20 protein-coding genes and 2 pseudogenes are annotated in these 18,364 nt (G+C 68.3%); 5 read left to right on the top strand and 17 right to left on the bottom strand.

From position 1 onward, the window contains the following. Both VKG64_09305 and VKG64_09310 read left to right on the top strand, forming a co-directional pair. A partial coding sequence (locus tag VKG64_09305; protein HKB25237.1) for an MGMT family protein occupies positions 1-170 on the top strand: 170 nt, incomplete at its 5' end. Further along, a pseudogene (locus VKG64_09310) lies at positions 167-415 on the top strand (Ada metal-binding domain-containing protein). The gene VKG64_09305 and the pseudogene VKG64_09310, both read left to right, overlap by 4 nt. 86 nt (positions 416-501) lie before the next feature. Here the strand turns inward: VKG64_09310 and VKG64_09315 are convergent. After that, the gene (locus VKG64_09315) at positions 502-1,764 is read right to left on the bottom strand and encodes a hypothetical protein (protein ID HKB25238.1); all 1,263 of its coding nucleotides are present in this window, start codon (positions 1,762-1,764) and stop codon (positions 502-504) included. A gap of 234 nt (positions 1,765-1,998) precedes the next feature. Here VKG64_09315 and VKG64_09320 point away from each other — a divergent pair. From VKG64_09320 to VKG64_09330, 3 genes and pseudogenes are all read left to right on the top strand, one after another. Then, a pseudogene (locus VKG64_09320) lies at positions 1,999-2,106 on the top strand (SDR family oxidoreductase). Positions 2,107-2,116: 10 nt separating this feature from the next. Further along, positions 2,117-2,509 (top strand): ester cyclase, encoded by a 393-nt coding sequence (locus VKG64_09325; GenBank protein ID HKB25239.1) that lies wholly within the window; start codon positions 2,117-2,119, stop codon positions 2,507-2,509. A 204-nt stretch (positions 2,510-2,713) separates the two neighbouring features. Then, positions 2,714-3,724: an alcohol dehydrogenase gene (locus VKG64_09330; protein ID HKB25240.1), complete on the top strand. Its 1,011-nt coding sequence runs from the start codon at positions 2,714-2,716 to the stop codon at positions 3,722-3,724. Here the strand turns inward: VKG64_09330 and VKG64_09335 are convergent. From VKG64_09335 to VKG64_09410, 16 genes are all read right to left on the bottom strand, one after another. Then, positions 3,711-4,508 carry an alpha/beta hydrolase gene (locus VKG64_09335; protein HKB25241.1) on the bottom strand — a complete coding sequence of 266 codons (798 nt, stop codon included), beginning with the start codon at positions 4,506-4,508 and terminating at the stop codon, positions 3,711-3,713. The two genes, VKG64_09330 and VKG64_09335, sit on opposite strands and share 14 nt — an antisense overlap. Before the next feature lie 55 nt (positions 4,509-4,563). Beyond that, entirely contained in the window at positions 4,564-5,310 is a 747-nt protein-coding gene (locus VKG64_09340) for a cupin domain-containing protein (protein ID HKB25242.1), read from the bottom strand. 418 nt (positions 5,311-5,728) lie between these two features. Then, the gene (locus tag VKG64_09345; protein HKB25243.1) at positions 5,729-6,301 is read right to left on the bottom strand and encodes a gamma carbonic anhydrase family protein; all 573 of its coding nucleotides are present in this window, start codon (positions 6,299-6,301) and stop codon (positions 5,729-5,731) included. Then, on the bottom strand, positions 6,298-7,125 hold the full coding sequence (locus tag VKG64_09350; protein HKB25244.1) for an enoyl-CoA hydratase: 828 nt from the start codon (positions 7,123-7,125) through the stop codon (positions 6,298-6,300). The genes VKG64_09345 and VKG64_09350 overlap by 4 nt, the downstream gene beginning before the upstream one ends. Before the next feature lie 2 nt (positions 7,126-7,127). Beyond that, a complete protein-coding gene (locus tag VKG64_09355) occupies positions 7,128-8,063 on the bottom strand; it encodes an LLM class flavin-dependent oxidoreductase (protein HKB25245.1) in 936 nt (311 codons plus the stop codon). Beyond that, positions 8,060-8,773, bottom strand: coding sequence for an ABC transporter ATP-binding protein (locus tag VKG64_09360; GenBank protein ID HKB25246.1), 714 nt, complete (start codon positions 8,771-8,773; stop codon positions 8,060-8,062). Before VKG64_09360 ends, VKG64_09355 begins: the two co-directional genes overlap by 4 nt. After that, positions 8,766-9,533 carry an ABC transporter ATP-binding protein gene (locus VKG64_09365; GenBank protein ID HKB25247.1) on the bottom strand — a complete coding sequence of 256 codons (768 nt, stop codon included), beginning with the start codon at positions 9,531-9,533 and terminating at the stop codon, positions 8,766-8,768. The genes VKG64_09360 and VKG64_09365 overlap by 8 nt, the downstream gene beginning before the upstream one ends. Continuing rightward, a complete protein-coding gene (locus VKG64_09370; protein ID HKB25248.1) occupies positions 9,523-10,536 on the bottom strand; it encodes a branched-chain amino acid ABC transporter permease in 1,014 nt (337 codons plus the stop codon). The genes VKG64_09365 and VKG64_09370 overlap by 11 nt, the downstream gene beginning before the upstream one ends. After that, a complete protein-coding gene (locus tag VKG64_09375; GenBank protein HKB25249.1) occupies positions 10,526-11,386 on the bottom strand; it encodes a branched-chain amino acid ABC transporter permease in 861 nt (286 codons plus the stop codon). Before VKG64_09375 ends, VKG64_09370 begins: the two co-directional genes overlap by 11 nt. Before the next feature lie 58 nt (positions 11,387-11,444). Beyond that, positions 11,445-12,638 carry an ABC transporter substrate-binding protein gene (locus VKG64_09380; GenBank protein HKB25250.1) on the bottom strand — a complete coding sequence of 398 codons (1,194 nt, stop codon included), beginning with the start codon at positions 12,636-12,638 and terminating at the stop codon, positions 11,445-11,447. 31 nt (positions 12,639-12,669) lie between these two features. Then, positions 12,670-13,671 carry an LLM class flavin-dependent oxidoreductase gene (locus VKG64_09385; GenBank protein HKB25251.1) on the bottom strand — a complete coding sequence of 334 codons (1,002 nt, stop codon included), beginning with the start codon at positions 13,669-13,671 and terminating at the stop codon, positions 12,670-12,672. A gap of 12 nt (positions 13,672-13,683) precedes the next feature. After that, positions 13,684-15,105 (bottom strand): hypothetical protein, encoded by a 1,422-nt coding sequence (locus VKG64_09390; GenBank protein ID HKB25252.1) that lies wholly within the window; start codon positions 15,103-15,105, stop codon positions 13,684-13,686. 31 nt (positions 15,106-15,136) lie between these two features. Beyond that, positions 15,137-15,925, bottom strand: coding sequence for an enoyl-CoA hydratase-related protein (locus VKG64_09395; protein ID HKB25253.1), 789 nt, complete (start codon positions 15,923-15,925; stop codon positions 15,137-15,139). A gap of 1 nt (position 15,926) precedes the next feature. Then, positions 15,927-16,577 (bottom strand): TetR/AcrR family transcriptional regulator, encoded by a 651-nt coding sequence (locus VKG64_09400; GenBank protein ID HKB25254.1) that lies wholly within the window; start codon positions 16,575-16,577, stop codon positions 15,927-15,929. 284 nt (positions 16,578-16,861) lie between these two features. Beyond that, the gene (locus VKG64_09405; GenBank protein HKB25255.1) at positions 16,862-17,653 is read right to left on the bottom strand and encodes a DUF2182 domain-containing protein; all 792 of its coding nucleotides are present in this window, start codon (positions 17,651-17,653) and stop codon (positions 16,862-16,864) included. 52 nt (positions 17,654-17,705) lie between these two features. Beyond that, a partial coding sequence (locus tag VKG64_09410; GenBank protein HKB25256.1) for a DUF899 family protein occupies positions 17,706-18,364 on the bottom strand: 659 nt, incomplete at its 5' end.

Raw genomic sequence — 18,364 nt, forward strand, 5'->3', positions numbered from 1 at the left:
CGGCTGGCCACCCGAAGGCGGTTCGCGCTGCGGGCAGCGCGTGCGCCAGCAACCCCCTGCCCGTCGTGGTGCCCTGCCACCGCGTCGTGCGGAGCGACGGAACGATCGGACAGTACGTCGGTGGCGTCGACGCCAAGCGAGCCCTGCTCACGCTGGAGGGGGCGGCATGACCGCCAGGACGTACACGCTGCTGGGCCCGGACCGGCAACCCTACCAGAGCGCAACCTCCGGCGCGCTCGGCGGCTACCGGCCGGGCCGCGTGTACGGCAGGCTCGACTGCCCGGCCGCGATCCGGGCCATCGCGCGCGGCGGGTACGTCAGAAATCGCGTGTTCTTCGCCGACGAGCAGACCGCCGTCGCGGCCGGGTACCGGCCATGCGCCGTGTGCCTGCCCGACGAGCACGCGCAGTGGAAGGCAGGGGGCCTTTCGGAGGTGGGCGCAGCCGACAACCAAGGAGGGGCCGCTCGGCGCGCCGGCAGGCGGCGCACTCGCACGAGAGGTCACCGGCGAGCGAAGAGCGGATCCTCCGGGTGCAGGAGCGGCGTCCACTTGAGCCCGATGCGTGAAAGGTCGGGCGCGAGCACGTCCTCGCCTTCCGGTCGCACGCCGCGCTCGATCCACGCGACGAGATCGTCGAACGCCCGCTCGCGCGTCTCGCCGTCGAAGCCGCAGTGACTCGGCGCGCGGAACACGCGCTGCACCAGCAGGTGGTCGGTGCCGGCCGCGATCGCGCGGCGCCGGTACGACTGCTCGAGACTCAACGGCACCCACGCATCACCCGTTTCGTGCAGTGTGATGAGCGGCACCGTGAGCCGGCCGGTCCGTTCCGCGTACACCGGATTCGCACTCGGTGAGCGCGCGTCCCTGGCCGGACGCAGCCGCCGGACGCGCGCGTTCAGCTCGTCCTCGGTGAGCCCGAGCCCGGGATCGATCCGGTACCGGATGTGGACGGTACTGGCCGCGCGCACGCCCGGCCTCGGCTCCTTTTCGACGTCAGGGTGCCGGTAGATCATGTTCGAGAGATAGCGCCGCTGCAGACCCTGAAGACGCAGCGGCAGATCGTGGCCGGCCTGATCGGCGCCCATCAGGTACTTCACGACGCTGTCGAACTGTCGTCCGCGCGCGGTGTACGAGCCGGGCATGCCGAGCGCCGGCACGACGCGCTCGTTGAGGACGCGCGCAAAGGCTTGCTCGTCGGGCGAATCGAGCAACGGGGCGCCTGAGATCAGCTCGGCCGCGGCGGTGTACGCGAGCAGGTAGTCCGCGATGCTGATGCCGTCGACGAGACCGCACTCGGCGAGACCGCCCTGATAGAGACCCGGCCGGAGCTCGAGCGAGCCCACGACGATATGGCCACCCATCGACTGGCCGTAGATGATCGTCCAGCGTGGCGGGCCGATCTCCTTCAGGAAAAGCTCACGGAGCGCGACGAGGTCCTCGATGAACAGATGGGGCTGATACTCGCGCGCGCGATAGCCAGAGGCGATCCACGCGTGACCTCCGGCGACGATGTGGCTGCCGAGGGGAGGGGCGGTGACCGCGCCCGGCCCCGGGCCCCGCTGGATCCCGTGCGCGAACACGACGAGACCGCCGCGCCAGTTCGCCGGCACTTCGATGAGGTAGTCCGCGCCGCCGAGCGCGCCGCTCCGGCTGATCGCCGCACGCGGCGGCTCGGCGCGCGGCGCGGCGGACCACGGCGCACGCAGCACGACGAGCGCGAGCCCCACCGCAAGCAGAGCGATGAGTGCACGCCGCGGCATCATGCCGCGCGTCCTCCTGGCACATCGACTGTCGCTGGCGCGTCGTCCCATCGATCCACCCTGGAGAGAGTACAACGCCTCGACGGCGCATGATGGCCGAAACCTCGACGGGTTCCGCAGGCTACTGCACCGTCCCCGTGAGGCTCCGTCTGCCACTCGCCCATAGGCCTATTATTTAACGGTCAGACTTCATGCTGTGAATCCTCGCTCCCGTTCACGACGTCCTCAAGTTGTGCTACAGAACCAGCGGAGATTGCGGAGGTCGTCGCATTCCTGGCCTCACCTCGGGCCAGCTACGTCACAGGTGCGATCGTCGCCGTCGACGGCGGGCGCACCGCGATCTGACGGAGGCAAGATGCTGCGCTCTGGCGGCGGCGACGCCAGCACGACGGCCATGCTCGCCTCGACCGACGCACAAGTCCTCACTGCGGACTACGAGTCTTGTTGGGGATATCTGCCCGGTGAATGCTGGGGCCGTGATGCATCGATCAAGGTCGTCGGAGGTTTTGCCAAATCGATCCCGGATATTAAGTTCGAGATCAAGGAAGTCCTCGTCGCCGGGAATCGTATAATCGTTCGCGGCGAGGTAACCGGAACGCCCGCTGGGGACCTGTTTGGTGTGCCGCATACCGGCAAGAGCTTCAGGATCATGGCGATCGACATTCAGACCATCCAAGACGGCAAGATAGCCAGGACGTACCACATCGAAAACTGGCTCAGTGCGTTGGGGCAACTCCGCGCCAAGTGAGGGCGGCTTGGGCGCTTGACCACTACAAAGGGACTCCGACATTCGCACGTCCGGTAACCGATTCCTGGGGGTTGTCTGGGTAAACGAAAGGGGTTAGCGGCTGCAACGTCCGCTAACCCTCGCGTCCGTGGGCACGTGGTGCACGCGGCTTCATCGGCGAATCCCGGCGGCCCCGACGGGCGTCAAGAGAAAGAGGAGGCGATCATGCGTGTCGTGCACGTCACCGGCGCGAAGGGCCCGTTCGAGCTCGTCAAGCGAGATATCCCGGAGCCCGGCCCGGGATCCGTGCGTGTCAAGGTCGAGGCCTGCGGCATCTGCCACAGCGACTTCGTGACGAAGGAAGGGATCTGGCCGGGTATCCAGTTTCCACGGGCGCCCGGACACGAGGTCGCCGGCATCGTCGACGCGGTCGGCCCCGGCGTCGCCGGCTGGAAAGCCGGCCAGCGGGTCGGAGTCGGCTGGCACGGCGGGCACTGTGGATACTGCAATTCCTGCCGGCGCGGGGACTTCGTGACCTGCCAGATCGCTCCACAGACGCCCGGGATCTCGTACGACGGCGGCTACGCCGACTACATGATCGCCCCCGCCGCGGCGCTGGCGCGGATCCCGGACGGGCTCTCGGCGGTCGAGGCCGCACCGCTGATGTGCGCCGGCGTCACCACGTTCAACGCGCTGCGGAACAGCGGCGCCCGGCCCGGCGACACCGTCGCGGTGCTGGGCGTGGGCGGGCTGGGCCATCTGGGCGTTCAGTTCGCGGCGAAGATGGGATTCAGGACCGTGGCCATCGCGCGAGGCGCCGACAAGGAAGCGCTGACTCGAAAGCTCGGCGCGCAGCACTACATCAACAGCCAGGCGCAGGACGCGGCGGCAGCGCTGACCAAGATGGGCGGCGCCCGGGTCATCCTCGCCACCGTCACCAGCGGCCCGGCGATGAGCGCCGTGCTGGGCGGCCTCGGCGTCGATGGCAGGCTCGTCATCGTTGGGGCTCCGGCCGAGCCGCTCGAGGTGCCGGCCCTCGGGCTCATCTTTGCGCGCCGCTCGATCGTGGGCTGGCCGTCCGGCACGTCGATCGACTCCGAGGACACGCTCGCCTTCAGCGTGCTGAGCGGGGTGCGTCCGATGACGGAAGTCTTCCCCCTGGAGCGGGCCGCCGAGGCCTACGAACGCATGATGAGCGGCAAGGCACGGTTTCGCGTCGTCCTCACGACGGGGTAGACTTTTCAGGGGCCGAACGTCCTTGACGCCCGGCTGTGACGGGTTCGTGCGCCTTGAGGAAGCGCCGCGCGTGCTCCACGACCTCGTCGATGTGCTCCTGCGAATCTTTCCAGGGATAGATGGTCACCTCGGCGTTCGGGGCGAGGCTGGCCACTTCCATCGCGACCTTGTACGGGTGCGCGGGCACGTCGTCAGGCGCTACCAACAGCGGCGTCTGGATGGAGCGCACGAAATCGCGCGACACGGTGAAAACGAAGTCGGCGCGGTTGGTGTACATGCTGGTGAGGAAGTCATGGACCATGTCCATCGTGACGTCGGGGCGCTTCTCGCAAAGCGCCGGCCCCCAGCCCTTGATGTTGTTCTGGTAGAAGAGGTCCGGGATCTCAGGCCTGAAGCCGCTGGGTTGCATCATCGCGGCCGCGACGACGCGCTCCGGAGCCCGCCGAATAAGGTTGTGAATCATCGGCCCGCCGATGCAGAAGCCCATGACCATGAACTCCCGGATGCCGAGGTGGTCCATCAGCCCGAGCTGGTCGTCGGCGTAGGCGTCCCAGGGGCGGTCGATCTCCAGCGGGCCGCTGGACTGGCCGGGGTTGGCGTTGCGCAGGTCAGCGCAGATACAGCGGAAGTCGTCCTTGTACCTTTCCATCGGGTTGAAGGGCGAGGCTGTCTGCCAGGATGAGAGGGCTGAATTGAGCCCGCCGCCCGGGATGAGTAGCAGGGGGAAGCCGGAACCGACCTCTTCGTAGTGCATGCGGACGGGGCCTCTGTCGTAGAACGGCATGGCGATTCTCCTCCCTCCATTCGCTTGTAGAACGCTCAGAGCAAAGCCGACCCCCTCAAAGCGGGTTTGGACCGACGACTTCCCAGCGGTAGCGCTCGCGGAGTTTGTTGCGTTCATCGTCGTTGATCGGGCCGGGGCGGTTCAAGAGCGCCTCGACGTAGCCGCCGGCGGCGGCCGGGGTGTAGAGAAACAAGACGCGGCCGGTTTCGCTGCCGGTGTTCTTCCAAGCATGCGGGACGTTGCGCGGGAAGAACGCGCAGGTGCCGGGCCCGCCGACGATAACATCGTCGCCGATCTTAAAGGTGATCTCGCCGGCGAGCACCCAGGCGACCTCGTCGCTGTCGCGGTGTAGATGGAAGAGGCTCTTGGTGCCGACGGGCGCGGTTTCCTCGAACAGCATGATGCTCTCATTGGTCTCGTGGCCGAGAAGCTTCAAGGCGGCGAAGCGGCCAGGCGCCGTCATGTCGAGATGCTTCCCGCCGCCCGCGGGTACGACAAAGCCTTTTGTTGCGCTCATGTTGGTCTCCTTCCCTGTGGCGGAATGAGGATAAACGCCGGCACCGTGAACATCAATGTACACGAGTCCCGCTCGTCCCGGCTCGATCTGCCCGCGCACCGATTCGACGCGCTCGGAGATCTCCACGGCCGCGGCATCCGCACGATCGTCGACCTCAGCACCGCTCGGCCGTGAGATCGGCCTGATCCTCGAGGTGGCCCGGCGCTCGCGCGTGCACGTGATGAGCCGCGCCGACTTCACCGCCGAGTCCTTGACGGGAGCGTTCCGATCGTCCTCACCGTGCATGACCAGCGTCCGGAGGTCGCTCGCGATGTGCAGCCGGCGGGAGGTGTTCGGAGCCTACGGCGTCGACTCCGGCGAAGCGTTATGGCGGGGCGCCGAACCGATTCCTGGGTGAAGTCTGGGTAAACGAAAGGGGTTAGCGGCTTCAACGTCCGCTAACCCCTAGTCGTTGTTGGTTGCGGGGGCTGGATATGCTGAATGCTACTCGGCGCGCGAAACCTACTACATCGACCTCCAGTGAGCCCGTCTCGCGTGACGTTCCCCCTAAACAAGGGTTCGATTCCCCGCCGGGACGTGATCGAACTTACATAGTTCAAGTTCGCGATTTCATTGCGCGGTGACGGGACTCAGAACGTCTCGGACACCCATTGGCCCCGGTGTGGCGCCGGATCAGTTCCCGGCCCCAGATACCTTTCAAAGTTCATGGCTCCGTCCTCGTCGAGCGCCGGCAGCGTCTCCGGACTCTGCCCGGCGCGGCGTCTTCGCGGCCGGACAGGTACGTCGCGACGATCCGCCGGTACGACGTCGCCCGCCAGCGGCGCATCCGCCCGCCGACGGGCTCGATCGTCGGGTGGTTGCCGCTCGCCGAGTTGCGGAAGACCGTCCGCGGGGCGATGCGCGTTTTGGGGTAGACGACCGAGCCGGCCGCCACCAGCGCGCCGGTGCCGACCCTCGCGCCGTCGAAGACAACCGCGTTGGCGCCGACGACTGCTCCGTCGCCCACCGTACAGCCGTGCAGGACCGCGCCGTGGCCGATCACGCAGCGGCGCCCGACGACCACGCGCCCGTGCAGGACGGCGTTGTCTTCGATGAGGCTCTCCTCGCCGACGCGGATCGGCTCGAAGTCGCCGCGCAGCACGGCGCCGAACCAGATGCTGGCCCGAGGCGCCACCGTCACGCGGCCGATCACGTGCGCCCCCTCGGTGACGAACGCGGACGAGTGGATGCGCGGGCGGTGACGGCCGAAGCGGATTCCGGGCCCGGCGATCTTCATCGCTTGTCGGCTCGCCGGCGGAAGGTCTGCTTCAGCCCGCCGGGCTTGAACCCTCCGCCCTCCCGCTCCACGGCGCTCCACCACTGGTCGAACTCCTCGCTACGCTTGCCAGCCACGTGGAGCAGGAAGTGGTGCTCCCACGAGCGCCCCTGCCCCATGAGGTCCAACGTGTCGTTGATGGACTTCTTGACCGTTCGCACCGCGAAGGCCGGCAGGGAGGCGATGCGATCCGCCAGCGCGTCCACCTCGTCTTCGAGCCGTCCGCCCGGCGCCACACGGTTCACGAGGCCCAGCCGGTGCGCCTCCGCCGCGTCGATCGCCTCGGCGGTGAACAGCAGCTCCTTGGCTTTGCGGGCCCCGATCTCCCATGGCTCGATGAGAAGCTGCACGCCGGCCATCGCCATCGCGACCACCGGGTTCGCGAACCGCGCGGTCTCGTCGCACACGATGAGGTCGCACATGCACGCCAGCATGAGGCCGGCCGCGACGCAGTGGCCGTGCACCTGGGCGATCGTTGGTGTCGGCAGGTTGCGGATGCGTAGCAGCTTGTCGAGGAACAAGCGGCGCTCCATGTCGACCCGGGAGTGATACGTGTAACCTCGCCGGTCGTAGCCGGGATACTCGAGGTCGTGGCCGGCCGAGAACGCGCGGCCCTCGCCGCTCAGGACGATCACGCGCACGTCGGGGTCGGCGCCGCCCGCCGTGAACGCCGCGTCCATCTCCTCGATCAGGGTCGGGTTCTGGGCGTTCAGCTTGTCGGGCCGGTTCATGCGGATCCGAAGTACCGGGCCCCGTCGCTCCACCTTGATCGCTTGGAACCCCATCGTCACTGCCTTCCCGCCCCGAGCTTCGCGATCAGCTCGCCGTAGGCGGCGAGCTGCCGGGGCCACTCGCGATAGCCGCACACCGGCCCGAGCACGACGTAGTCGGCACCGGCCTCGACAAAGGTCCGGACGCGATCGGCGCACACCTCAACGGGGCCGGCGATGCCGAAGCGGCTCATGATCTCCTCGCCCGGCAGCCGGTACACGTGGCTGATGTACTCGGCGCCCGCCGCCTTCGCCTGCGCGGCGTCGGGCCCCATGTTGCTGAAGAGGAACGCCCCCCACGTGAAACCCTGGGGCAACCGGCCCTCCTCGAGCAGAAAGCCACGCGTCCGCTCCGCCAGCCGCGTGAACTTCCGCTCGCTGACGAAGGCGGCGATCCACCCGTCGCCGTAGCGGGCGGCGCGCCGGAGCGCCGGGTCGGAGGTGCCGCCGACCCAAATCGGCAGGCTCCGCTGCACCGGGCGCGGTGAGATCGCCACGTTCTCGATGGTGAAGTGACGCCCGGCGTAGCTGAACCGCTCGTTGGAGAACAGCCCGCGGGCGATGTCGAGCATTTCGTTGGCGCGCGACCCGCGCTCGCTCAGCGGTACCCGCATGGCGCGGTACTCGTCGGGATGATCGCCACCGACGCCGACACCGAAGATCATGCGGCCGCCCGAGAGCACGTCGAGGCTGGCGACGGTCTTCGCGATCAGCACGGGATCGCGCAGAGGCAGGATGATGACGTCACTCGCGATGCGCACGCGCGAGGTGGCGGCGGCGAACGTGGCGAGCACGGTCGTGGCCTCCAGGATCGGCGCGTGCCACTGGATGTGGTCGCCGACCTGCACGGAGTCGAAGCCGACCGCCTCGGCGGCGCGGGCAAACTCCGTCAGCTCCCGGGCCCCGGGGACACCCGACGAGTACGCGCCGATGGCGATGCCGAAGCGGATCACGCTGAGCCTCCCAGGTACGCGGCCTTGACGTGGGGGCTCTCGGTGAGCTCGCTCGAGGACCCGCTCAGGGCGACCCGCCCGGTCTCCATCACGTAGGCGCGCGACGCGATGCCGAAGGCCATGCGCGCGTTCTGCTCGACGAGCAGCACCGACACGCCTTGCTCCCGGTTGATGGCCTGCACGATCCGTGCGATCTCGCGCACGACAATCGGCGCCAGACCGAACGAGGGCTCGTCGAGGAGCAGGAGCCGCGGCTCGGCCATGAGCGCCCGACCGATGGCCAGCATCTGCTGCTCGCCGCCGCTCAACGTGCCCGCCAGCTGCGTCCGCCGCTCGGCCAGGCGCGGGAAGCGGCGCTCGACCGCCTCGAGCGTGCGGCGGATCTCGGCGGCGGACCTGCGGCGATACGCGCCCATCTTGAGGTTCTCGAGGACCGTCATCTGCGGAAAGAGCCGACGGCCCTCCGGCGCGTGCGCCAGCCCGAGCGCCACGACACGATGAGCCTTCCAGCGGGAAATGTCGCGGCCGTCGAGCAGGATGCGGCCGCCGGCGCTCGGGACGAGACCGGAGATCGCGCGAAGCGTCGAGGTCTTCCCGGCGCCGTTGGGGCCGATGACGGCGACGACCTCGCCCTCCCCCACCCGCAGCGACACCCCCTTCACGGCGGCGACGTTGCCGTAGCGGACTTCGAGGTCGCTCACCTCAAGCACGGGATTCCTCGGCGCCGAGGTACGCCTCGATCACGGCCGGATTCGCCTGGATGTCCCGCGGGGTCCCCTCCGCGATGCGGACGCCGTGGTCCAGCACAGTGATGACGTCGCAGAGCCCCATCACCGCGCGCATGTCATGCTCGACGAGAAGGATGGTCTTGCCCTCAGCGCGAAGCGCGCGGAGCACCGCCATGGTGTCTTCGCTCTCCTGCACCGTCAGTCCCGCGAGCGGCTCGTCGAGGATCACGAGCTCGGCCGCCGTCGCCAGTACCATCGCGAGGCAGAGCGCCTTCTGGTCCCGGTGCGGCAGATTTCGGGCGCGCTGGTCCGCAACGTCCGCCAGACGCAGCGACGCCAGCAGCGCCTGGGCGCGGGCGCGGACCGAGCGCTCTTTGTCCCGGTAGGCGGCGGTCCCGATGAGCGTCGCTACGAACGCCGTCGCCGCGTACAGGTGGCAGGCGATGAGGACGTTTTCCAGCGCCGTCGACTCGCGGAACAGCGTCGTCGCCTGAAACGTGCGCGCGATCCCGCGCCGGCAGATCTCGGAGGGCCGGAGGCCTGACACACGCTCGCCCTTGAAGACGATCTCGCCCGAGGACAGCGGCAGCACGCCCGTGAGTAGGTTGAAGACCGTGCTCTTCCCGGCGCCGTTCGGCCCGATCAGGCCGTGGATCGTCCGTGGCGCGACCGTCATGGAGAGCCCCGTCACGGCCTGAAGCCCGCCGAAGCGCTTGCTGACGTCCCGCAGCTCAAGGAGCAACGCGCGCTCCTACGGTCGTCCCGGCGTTCGGGCGGCGACGCCGAGCGAGCGCGTGCGCGATGCGGCCCGGCAGCGACACCAGCCCCTCCGGGAACACGAGCATGACCACCATGAGCACCGCTCCGTAGACGAGGATTTCGTAATGGTGCAGCTCGCGGAGGAACTCGGAGGTGACCGAGAGCACGAGCGTGCCGACGACCGGGCCCCACACCGACTGCGCGCCGCCGATGACCGTGAAGACGACCAGCAGGACCATCGGCTCCAGGCCGAAGTCGCTCGAGTGCAGCACCTGGTGCGAGTGCGCGAAGAAGACGCCGGCCAGGCCGGCGAAGAAGCTGCCGAGCACGAACACCCCGAGCTTGTAGCGGGTGACGCTGACGCCGAGCGTCTCGGCCAACAGGTCGCGCTGGCGGATGGCGCTCGCCACCAGGCCGAAGCGCGAGTATTCGAGCCGGATCAGCACGGCGGCCGCAACGAGAAACAGCGCGTACATGAGCCAGTACTGCGCCAGCTTGCTGGTGAAGCCGATCGCGCCGCCGGTGAGTGGCAGCGGGTGCGGTCGCGGGATCTCGACGAGGCCCGAAGGGCCGCCGAGGTAGTCGACGAAAGCGTTGTTGAAGAACAGGCGTAGGACCTCGAGGAAGGCGAACGTGATCAGGAAGTAGTAGGGCCCGCTGACGCGGAGGGCGATGCGGCCGATCGGCACCGCGACGAGCGACGCCACGAGCGGCGCCACCGCCAGTGAGGCCCAGAAGGACCACCCCGCGCGCGTCACGAGGAGCGCCGAGGCGTAGGCGCCGATGCCCATGAACGAGATGTGCGCCATGTTGAGCTGGCCCGTGCTCATCTCGAACCGCAGGCTGAGCGTGAGCACGAGATTCATCAGCATCGTCGTCGCGACGTCGAGGTAGTACGAGTCGCGCGTGAGGATCGGGACGGCGACGCCGGCCACCGCGAGGAGGCCGAAGCCGAGCGCCGGCGACAGCCCCGGTCTACGCGACACCGAACAGGCCCCGGGGTCGAACGAGCAGGATGGCGATGACGATGAGAAAGCCGAGCATGTTGACGGCAGCGCTGGTCATGAAGAGCGTGCCGATGCCCTCGACGGCGCCGAGCAGCAGGCCGCCGAGGACCGCGCCGGGCAGGCTGCCCATGCCGCCGACGATGATGATGATGAAGGCCTTCACCACCGGCAGCGCGCCCATCGTCGGGCTGACCGCGAAGACCGGCGCCAGCAGCGCGCCCGCGGCGCCGGCGAGCGCGCACCCGACGCCGAACCCGAGCGCCGACACCGCCTCGATGTTGACGCCTTGCAGGGCGGCGGCGTCGGGATCCTGGGCTACGGCGCGCATCGCCTGGCCGGTGCGGGTGAACTTGAGGAAGACGTAGAGCGCCGCCATGAGCACGCACGCCGTCACGATGACCACGAGCCGCTCGCGCGAGATAATCAGGCCGAACACGCGGACGATGCCGGAGACCGCCGATCCCACCGACTTGTCGAGGACGCCGAAGGAGAGCTGCGCGGACGCCTGCAGGACCCAGAGCAGCCCGAGCGAGACGATGAAGGCATTGAGCGTCTTGCCGCGCAGGTGCCGGAACACCACGCGCTCGGCGAGCACGCCGGCCGCCCCCACCACCAGCACGGCCAGCACCAGGGTCAGGAAGTAGTTCACGCCGAAGACGGCGAAGGCATAGTACGTCACGAAGCCGCCCAGCATGTAGAACTCGCCGTGGGCGAAGTTGATGATGTCGAGGATCGAGAAGATCAGCGTCAGGCCGAGCGCTACGAGAATGTAGACGACGGCCAGGCCGAAGCCGTTGAGCGCAGCCTGGATGAGCAGTTCGATGGACATGAGCGCGGCGCGGGAAGCGGTCCGTGCCGCTCCCCGCGCTCCGGTCCGCGGCCTCGCCCTATTTCTTCTTCAGCGCTGCGGGAAGCACCTGGGCGAGGTCCACGACCTTGCCCCCGCGGATTTCGCTGATGATCAGCGGGTAGAGAAACTGCCGGTCGATGCCATAGGTCTCCTTGCCGCCGATGACCAGTGATCCCCACACCGTCTCGAAGCGCTCCCTGGTCAGGACCTCCAGGACCTTGTCGGGCTCAACGCTGCCGGCGCGCCGCATGGCCTGGGTGATGACGTCGAAGGCCGCGTAGTTCCCCACGGCGATCACCCCCGCCACCTCGCCGTACCGCTTCTCGTAGACCTCGCCGAACTTACGGACGGCGGGGCTGACGTGCTCGCTCTTGACGTTGATGTTGGCCGGGCTCCACACGCCCTCGGCCGCCTCACGGCCGGCCACGCTGATGATCGTGAAGGGGTTGATCCCAGCGGTCCAGCCCTTGGCGCCCGTGAAGCCCAGCTCCATCGCCTGCTTGAGGATCAGGCCTGCCTCCCCGGGCGGCGCCGCCGCCACGTCGAGCATGTCGGGCTTCTGGGCGAGGATCTTCGTCAGCACCGGGTAGAAGTCCTTGGTGCCGCGCTCGTAGTATTCGTCCGCCGTCACCTCGAACCCGAGCGCCTTGAGCGCCTTGACGACGGCGGTGTTGGTGTCCTTGCCGCTCGTGTCGTTCGGGGAGATCACCGCGACCCGCTTGATCTTCGGGTGGTTCTCCTTGATCCAGTGGTAGAACGGCTCGGCCAGCTCCCACTGGCTCAGGATGGAGCGGAAGGAGTACGGCTTCTCGGGGGCGAGGTTCGCGGTGCCCCAGCACACGAAGGCGAACATCACGTTGTTCGGCTCGGTGATCGTCTGGGCGGCATTGCATGTCGCGCCCACGGCGTTCCCGATGATGTACTTGACCTTGTCCTGGAACACGAGCTTGTTCGTCGCGGTCGCCGCTTCCGCCGCCTGGGCCTTGTGGTCGTAGGCGACGAGCTTGATCTTGTAGACGTCGCCGCCAATCTTCAGGCCACCGGCCTTGTTGATCTCGTCGGTCCGCATCTCGGCGCCCCGCTGCAGCTCGACGCCGTACGACGCCGCGCCGCCGGAGAGCGGGCCGAGCAGGCCGATCGTGAGCGTCTTCTCGGCCGCCGGCGCCGGCCCGGTGCCGACGACGGCGAGGGCGAGGACGATGAGGGTCGCGAGGCTGCGTCGTGGGGTCATGGATCTCCTCCTTTTGTCGAGGGAACGGCGCTCAGCGGAATCTGGGAATGACCGTCTCGCCGAAGAGCTGCAGCGCGCGCAGGACCCGCTCGTGCGCCGGGCCGTCGGGATGCCGGAAGCGGATCAGGAAGTAATCCGCGCCCACCTCGCGGTGCCACGTCTGCACCCGCTCGACGCAGTCATCTGGCGAGCCGAGAATGAGGCGCTCGAGCGAGATGCGTTTGAGGTCGAGGTCCTCCTCCTTCTTGATGTCCTGGTAGTAGGAGCCGTGCCGCCAATAGTACCGGTGCGTGCTCAGCAGGCCCGCCTCGTACTCGGCGATCGCCTGCTCGCGCGTCGGCGCGACGTAGCCCTCGCGGAACACGACCACCTTGTGGGGCCGCCCGCGGCTCTCCGCCGTCGCCCGGTACAGCGCCGCCCGCCGCTTGAGGCGCTCGGGCAGCTGGAAGGAGTCGGCGAGCAGGGCGTCGCCCAGGCGGCCCGCGCGCTTCATCGGCTCGTCGCCGAGCGCCGCCACCCAGATCGGCGGGTGCGGCTTCTGCACCGGCTTGGGTGTCACCATGATGTTCTGCAGCGTGTGGCGCTTGCCGACGAAGTAGACCTTCTCCTCCGTCCAGGCCCGACGCAGGATCTCGATGCCCTCCTCGAACAGCGACACGCGGTCGCTCACCTTGAGGCCGAAGGCGGCGAAGTCGCCCTCCTGGTACCCCTGCCCTACCCCGAGGATCAGCCGCCCCTTCGAGATGATGTCCACGACCGCGCAGTCCTCGGCCAGGCGGGTCGGGTGATAGAGGGGGAGGATCGCGATCCCGGTCCCGATCCGGATCCGCGACGTCCGCGCGGCGATGGCGGCTGCGAGCGGCAGGGGCGAGGGAAAGTAGCCGCTGGGCTCCTGGTGGTGCTCGGTCAGGAAGAATGAGTCGAAGCCGCATCGCTCGGCCTGCTGGGCCTCGGCGATCACCTCGTCGACCATCCGCGTGAGGTCCGCGCCCGGCGCCGGATGCGTGTTGGCCATCACCCCGAACTGGATCATCGGGTCCTCCCGCTATTTCGCACGGCTCTTGTCGAGCAGGCGCCGAGCCTTGCCCTCGCGCCCGTACGTGTAGTCGCGCAGACTGCCCGCCGCCACCAGCTCGACGGTGACGCGGATGCCGAGATCCGACTTGAGCCGGTCCTCGAGAATGCGGATCAGCTCCTCCTTCCGGGCCTCGATCCCGTCCTTCACCTCGACCTGCACTGTCATGTCCTCGCGGATCTCGAGCCCCGCGCCCCTCAGCTCGACGACGCAGAGCCACTCGCCCGTGGTGCGGTCGTCGGAGGTCACCGCCCGGACGCACGCCATCGGGAACACGTTCGTGCCGCGGATCTTGACCATGTCGTCGCTGCGGCCGAGGAAATGGTCCATCCGGCGCGAGTAGCTGCCGCAGCCGCAGCGCCGCTGCCCGTCGCTGACGATGCGGATGTAGTCGCGGAGGTTATAGCGGATCAGCGGCGGATGGTGGCGGTAGAGGCTCGTGATGACGAGGTTGCCTTTTTCGCCGTCGGGCAGGATGGCGTCGGTGTCGACGTCGGCCACCTCGATGATGAACATGTCCTCCATGAGGTGCAGCCCGTCCTTCTCCTGGCACTCGAACGCCGGCAACCCCACCTCGTGCGTGCCGTAGTTGTCGAAAACCGGGCAGTGCCACGCGCTTTCCATCATCTTGCGCAGGCTGCCGTCGAGATCGGGCCCGAGGAACGTGGCGATGAACCGCGTGCCCAGGCGCCGCAGATCGAGCCCCTCCTGCTGCGCGACCGAGGTGAGGTGCAGGAGGTACTCCGGGAAGCCCGCCCAGAGGTTCACGCCCCAGTCGAACGCGACCTCGAGCTGCCGCCGGCTCGGGGTGACGTTGCCGCTGCCCGTCGTGACGGGCGCAATGCCGGACCAGTGCAGGCAGCTGAGATAGTAGAACCACCCCAAGTTCGCGGTCGACAGCGTCGAGGGAATCTGCATGACGTCGCCCGGCCGGGCGCCTTGGATCCACAGCGCGCGCGAGCCCTGGATGCCCTGGATCTCCCACTCGAGCGGGGTGAAGAGCGTGGGCCGCGGCATCCCCGTCGTGCCGCCGCTGGACTGCAGCTTGATCGGCACGCGGGCGCCGTCGGCCCGCGCGAGGCCCGGGTGCTCGCCGAACGGGGGATGCGTCTTGATGCTGTCCTTGAAGTCCTCAACGGCGACCATCGGCAGCTTCGTCAGATCGTCCTTCGACCGGATGGCCTCGCGCCGCACCCCGTGCTGCTGCCACTTCTTCTGGTAGAAGGGGTTGCGCCACGCCCACTCGACGATCTCCAGAAACCGCCGGTTCTGAACCTCCTCGATCTGCTTGCGATCGAAGAGGAACACGGATTCCGCGTAGTCTCGAGACGGCGGATAGTCGCGGACGAGCTTGTCGAAGTCGATCGACCGGTAGTAGTACGGCACGGTCATACGGGCCCCCTTCGGCTCTGGCGGCACCGCGTCACGCCCGGCGCCGTCGGAACTTGGCGAAGTGCGGGGGCCGCTTCTCGAGGAACGCGCGGGCCCCCTCCTGCTGCTCCTCCGCCCAGAACTCCGGCCCCGTGAGGTAGCGCCGGAGCTGGTCACCCTGCCCGAGCAGATCGCTGAACTCCTCCACGAACGAGGCCTTGAGGATGCGCAGGCACGTCGGCGACAGCGCCAGCAGCTCCGCGCACCACTTCTCCACCTCTGCGTCCAGCGTCTCCATCGGCACGACCGCGTTCACGAGGCCCATGTCGTAGGCCTGGCGCGCGGTGTACCGCCGCGCGAGCATCCACATCTCCCGCGCCCGCTTGGCCCCGACCACCCGCGTGAGGTAGCTCACGATCCCGCCGCACGCCGGGCTGCCGACCCGGGGTCCGTTCTGGCCGAAGATCGCGTGCTCGGCGGCGATCGTGAAGTCACAGAAGTAAGCGATGTGGTTCCCGGCCCCGACCGCGTAGCCGTTCACCCGGGCGATGATCGGCTTGGGACAGTGCGACAGTGTCTGGTGGAAGAGATACGGTTCGAGGATCTGCCGCTCCAGCCCGCCTTCCTTCTCCCAGTTCACGTCGCCCCCAGCGCAGAAGGCCTTGGCGCCCGCCCCGGTGAGAACGATCACACCCACTTCCGGGTCCGCCCCCGCGCCTTCGATCGCGAGCGTCATCTCTCGCAGCGTGTCCCCCGTGAACGCGTTGTACTGCTTGGGGCGGTTGATCGTGACCCGTGCGACCTGGTCGCGGACTTCGTAGAGGAGGTCGCGGTAAGCCATGTCAGCGCGACGCCGGGTGCGTGTTGCCGTTCGCGACGTTGAACCCGAGACCGGACAGCATGAAGCGGGCGAGGTCGCGATCGAGGTCCTTCCGCGCGACCTTTCGCCGGCCCAGGTCCCACCGGCGCAACGCGACGATGATCGGCAGGAAGGTCACGATGTTGGCCGCGACCCGGCTGTCGCCGAGCGTCACCTGGCCGCTCCGGGCGGCCTCGACGAGGATGCGCTCGAACATGTCGATGAACTCCGCCACGCGCGCCAGGATGGCGTGGAGCGAGCGGCGGTCGAGCGCGTGGCTCTCCCGGTAGACGAGGAGCACCGTCTCCTGGTGGTCATGCATGGCCTCGACGAGGATGTGCAGCGCCGTCGACACCCTCAGCGCCGGGTCCCTGATCCCTTCCACGGCCCGCGCGACCGCCTCCTGGTGGGCTCGGACCTTGTCGTCGCAGACCAGGTAGAGGATGTCGCCCTTGGAGCGTACGTAGTTGTAGATCGTCCCCTGCGTGAACCCCGCGGCGCGGCCAATCTCCCGGACCGTGGCGCCGTGGTAGCCCTTCCGCGTGAATACCGTGAGCGCCGCGCGGACGAGCCGTCGCCGCCGCTCGTGGACGAGCTTCCGGTCCTTGACGTTCGCCGATATGGGCCGATGCATACTGAGCGCTCAATCAGCGTGCGGGATAATGTCGCGGACCGGCGCCGATTGTCAAGACGCGGAGGATTCCAGCGTCGTTCTCCTCGCGTGTCAGGTTTCGGGCGTCTCTCTCTCTTTGTTCTCGTCCATGTCTCTCTCCTTGTCCTTGTCCATGTCTCCTGTTGCCGCTCGTCGGGGTGGCGCCCGACCAACCCCGTCCGTTCCCGATCGGGCGCGACCGGCGCGAGTGGACCTCGCTAAGGTCCAGCACGGTGGGCGAAGTTCAGGTGCACGATGCGGATGCGTCATCCGAGCCCGGCTGCTCGCGCGATCAGAAACAACCCTGCCCCGACGACGACGGCCCCGATGGCTCGCGCGACGCGCTCACCGGCCGGTGCGAGACGTTCGACGGTGATGGCCGCCGCCACGACAGCCATCGCGCGAAGGTCCATGACCCCGATGACCCAAAGGATCGCCATCAGACCGGCACAGCAGTGGCTGCAGTGGAGGCCGAGGCGCAGGCCGTGTCGCCAGGCCGTGCCGGCGTCGGCCGGCAGCGTACGGCCGCGCCCGGGTGCCTCCCGGCAGCACGCAAGGTGACGCGCCTTCCACGCGGTGAGCTGGAGGGAGCCGGCGATCAGGACGACCACACCGACCGCGATTGCTGCGGCGCGCGCCAGCGCCGGCTGCTGCATCTCGATCGCCGCCAGCGCGACGCCCAGCGGAAAAGCGGCCATTCCGAAAACGGTCCAGACGAAGAAGTAACCCACGCCCACGAGCGCGGTCAGCCGACCGAGGCGCGTCTCGCCTGTCCTGCCAACGGCCTGGCGGTAGCGCCACAGCATTGGGACCAAGGACGGCAGCATCATCGCCACCATCATCACGACCCACATGCCAAGGAACGACGCCGCGGCGCCGGGCCACGTCTGTCCGGGCATCCGCATCCACGCCATCGACATCGTCCAGCCGCCGGGCATCGGCATCTCGCCCATCGCCGACATGGACGCGCACCAGACGATCGTTACCGCTGCGCTGACAGCGAAGAGCAGCGCTGAGACGCCCAAAAACGCTTGCTGGGAAGCTCGCTCGGAAGCCATGCGTCGTGAGATCTCCAGTCCCGCGGTTGCGCCACGACAACCACGACTTCGCTCAGCCCTTGTTGTACTCGTCGTGGCGGCGCATCCAGACGCCCGTCTCGTTGCGCCCCCTGGGTGCGCGGTCGAGCCACTGGTACAAGCCCCAGAGGCCGTCCAGTCCGCGCGCATAGGTGGAATAGGCGTGGTAGACGACGCCGTCCTCGAGCGCGAACGCGCTCATGCCCGGCCGCTCACGCGTGTACGTGGCCGCGTCGGTTCCGGTCGTGGCCGCGAGCTCGGCGACAGGCCCCTCGCCGACGGCTTCCGAGACCGGCGTCACGTCCATCGCGTGGCCGCCGCGCCGGTAGTTGTATTCGATGACCCCCTCGCGCTGTTGCTCCTCGGTGAACCAGACGTTGAAGTCGAAGTTGAAGTCGCTGCCGAACGAGGACGCCCAGGGAAACGTCCACCCCATCCGCCGCTTGTACGCCTGCAGCTTCGCGAGAGGTGCCCGCGACATCGCCGAAAGCGTGACGTCGTGGTTGGCCAGGTGGACGACGAAGCCGTCGAACCCGTCCGCGATCGCCGAGCAGTGCGGACACCCTGCCGTGTAGTCGGGCCCGAACATGAAGTGGTAGACGAGGAGCTGCGAGCGCCCTCGGAAGAGGTCTGCCAGCGAGGCGCTCCCCTCGTCGGTCTCGAATCGATACTCCTTGTCGATCCGAACCCACG

Source organism: Candidatus Methylomirabilota bacterium (genome assembly GCA_035260325.1).
Lineage (GTDB): Bacteria > Methylomirabilota > Methylomirabilia > Rokubacteriales > CSP1-6 > AR19.

Bases quoted from the DNA above. Each gene is read 5' to 3' on its own strand.
- VKG64_09315 (HKB25238.1), bottom strand. From the start codon at position 1,764: ATGATGCCGCGGCGTGCACTCATCGCTCTGCTTGCGGTGGGGCTCGCG.
- VKG64_09325 (HKB25239.1), top strand. From the start codon at position 2,117: ATGCTGCGCTCTGGCGGCGGCGACGCCAGCACGACGGCCATGCTCGCC.
- VKG64_09330 (HKB25240.1), top strand. From the start codon at position 2,714: ATGCGTGTCGTGCACGTCACCGGCGCGAAGGGCCCGTTCGAGCTCGTC.
- VKG64_09335 (HKB25241.1), bottom strand. From the start codon at position 4,508: ATGCCGTTCTACGACAGAGGCCCCGTCCGCATGCACTACGAAGAGGTC.
- VKG64_09340 (HKB25242.1), bottom strand. From the start codon at position 5,310: ATGCACGGTGAGGACGATCGGAACGCTCCCGTCAAGGACTCGGCGGTG.
- VKG64_09345 (HKB25243.1), bottom strand. From the start codon at position 6,301: ATGAAGATCGCCGGGCCCGGAATCCGCTTCGGCCGTCACCGCCCGCGC.
- VKG64_09350 (HKB25244.1), bottom strand. From the start codon at position 7,125: ATGGGGTTCCAAGCGATCAAGGTGGAGCGACGGGGCCCGGTACTTCGG.
- VKG64_09375 (HKB25249.1), bottom strand. From the start codon at position 11,386: ATGTCCATCGAACTGCTCATCCAGGCTGCGCTCAACGGCTTCGGCCTG.
- VKG64_09380 (HKB25250.1), bottom strand. From the start codon at position 12,638: ATGACCCCACGACGCAGCCTCGCGACCCTCATCGTCCTCGCCCTCGCC.
- VKG64_09385 (HKB25251.1), bottom strand. From the start codon at position 13,671: ATGATCCAGTTCGGGGTGATGGCCAACACGCATCCGGCGCCGGGCGCG.
- VKG64_09390 (HKB25252.1), bottom strand. From the start codon at position 15,105: ATGACCGTGCCGTACTACTACCGGTCGATCGACTTCGACAAGCTCGTC.
- VKG64_09395 (HKB25253.1), bottom strand. From the start codon at position 15,925: ATGGCTTACCGCGACCTCCTCTACGAAGTCCGCGACCAGGTCGCACGG.
- VKG64_09400 (HKB25254.1), bottom strand. From the start codon at position 16,577: ATGCATCGGCCCATATCGGCGAACGTCAAGGACCGGAAGCTCGTCCAC.
- VKG64_09405 (HKB25255.1), bottom strand. From the start codon at position 17,653: ATGGCTTCCGAGCGAGCTTCCCAGCAAGCGTTTTTGGGCGTCTCAGCG.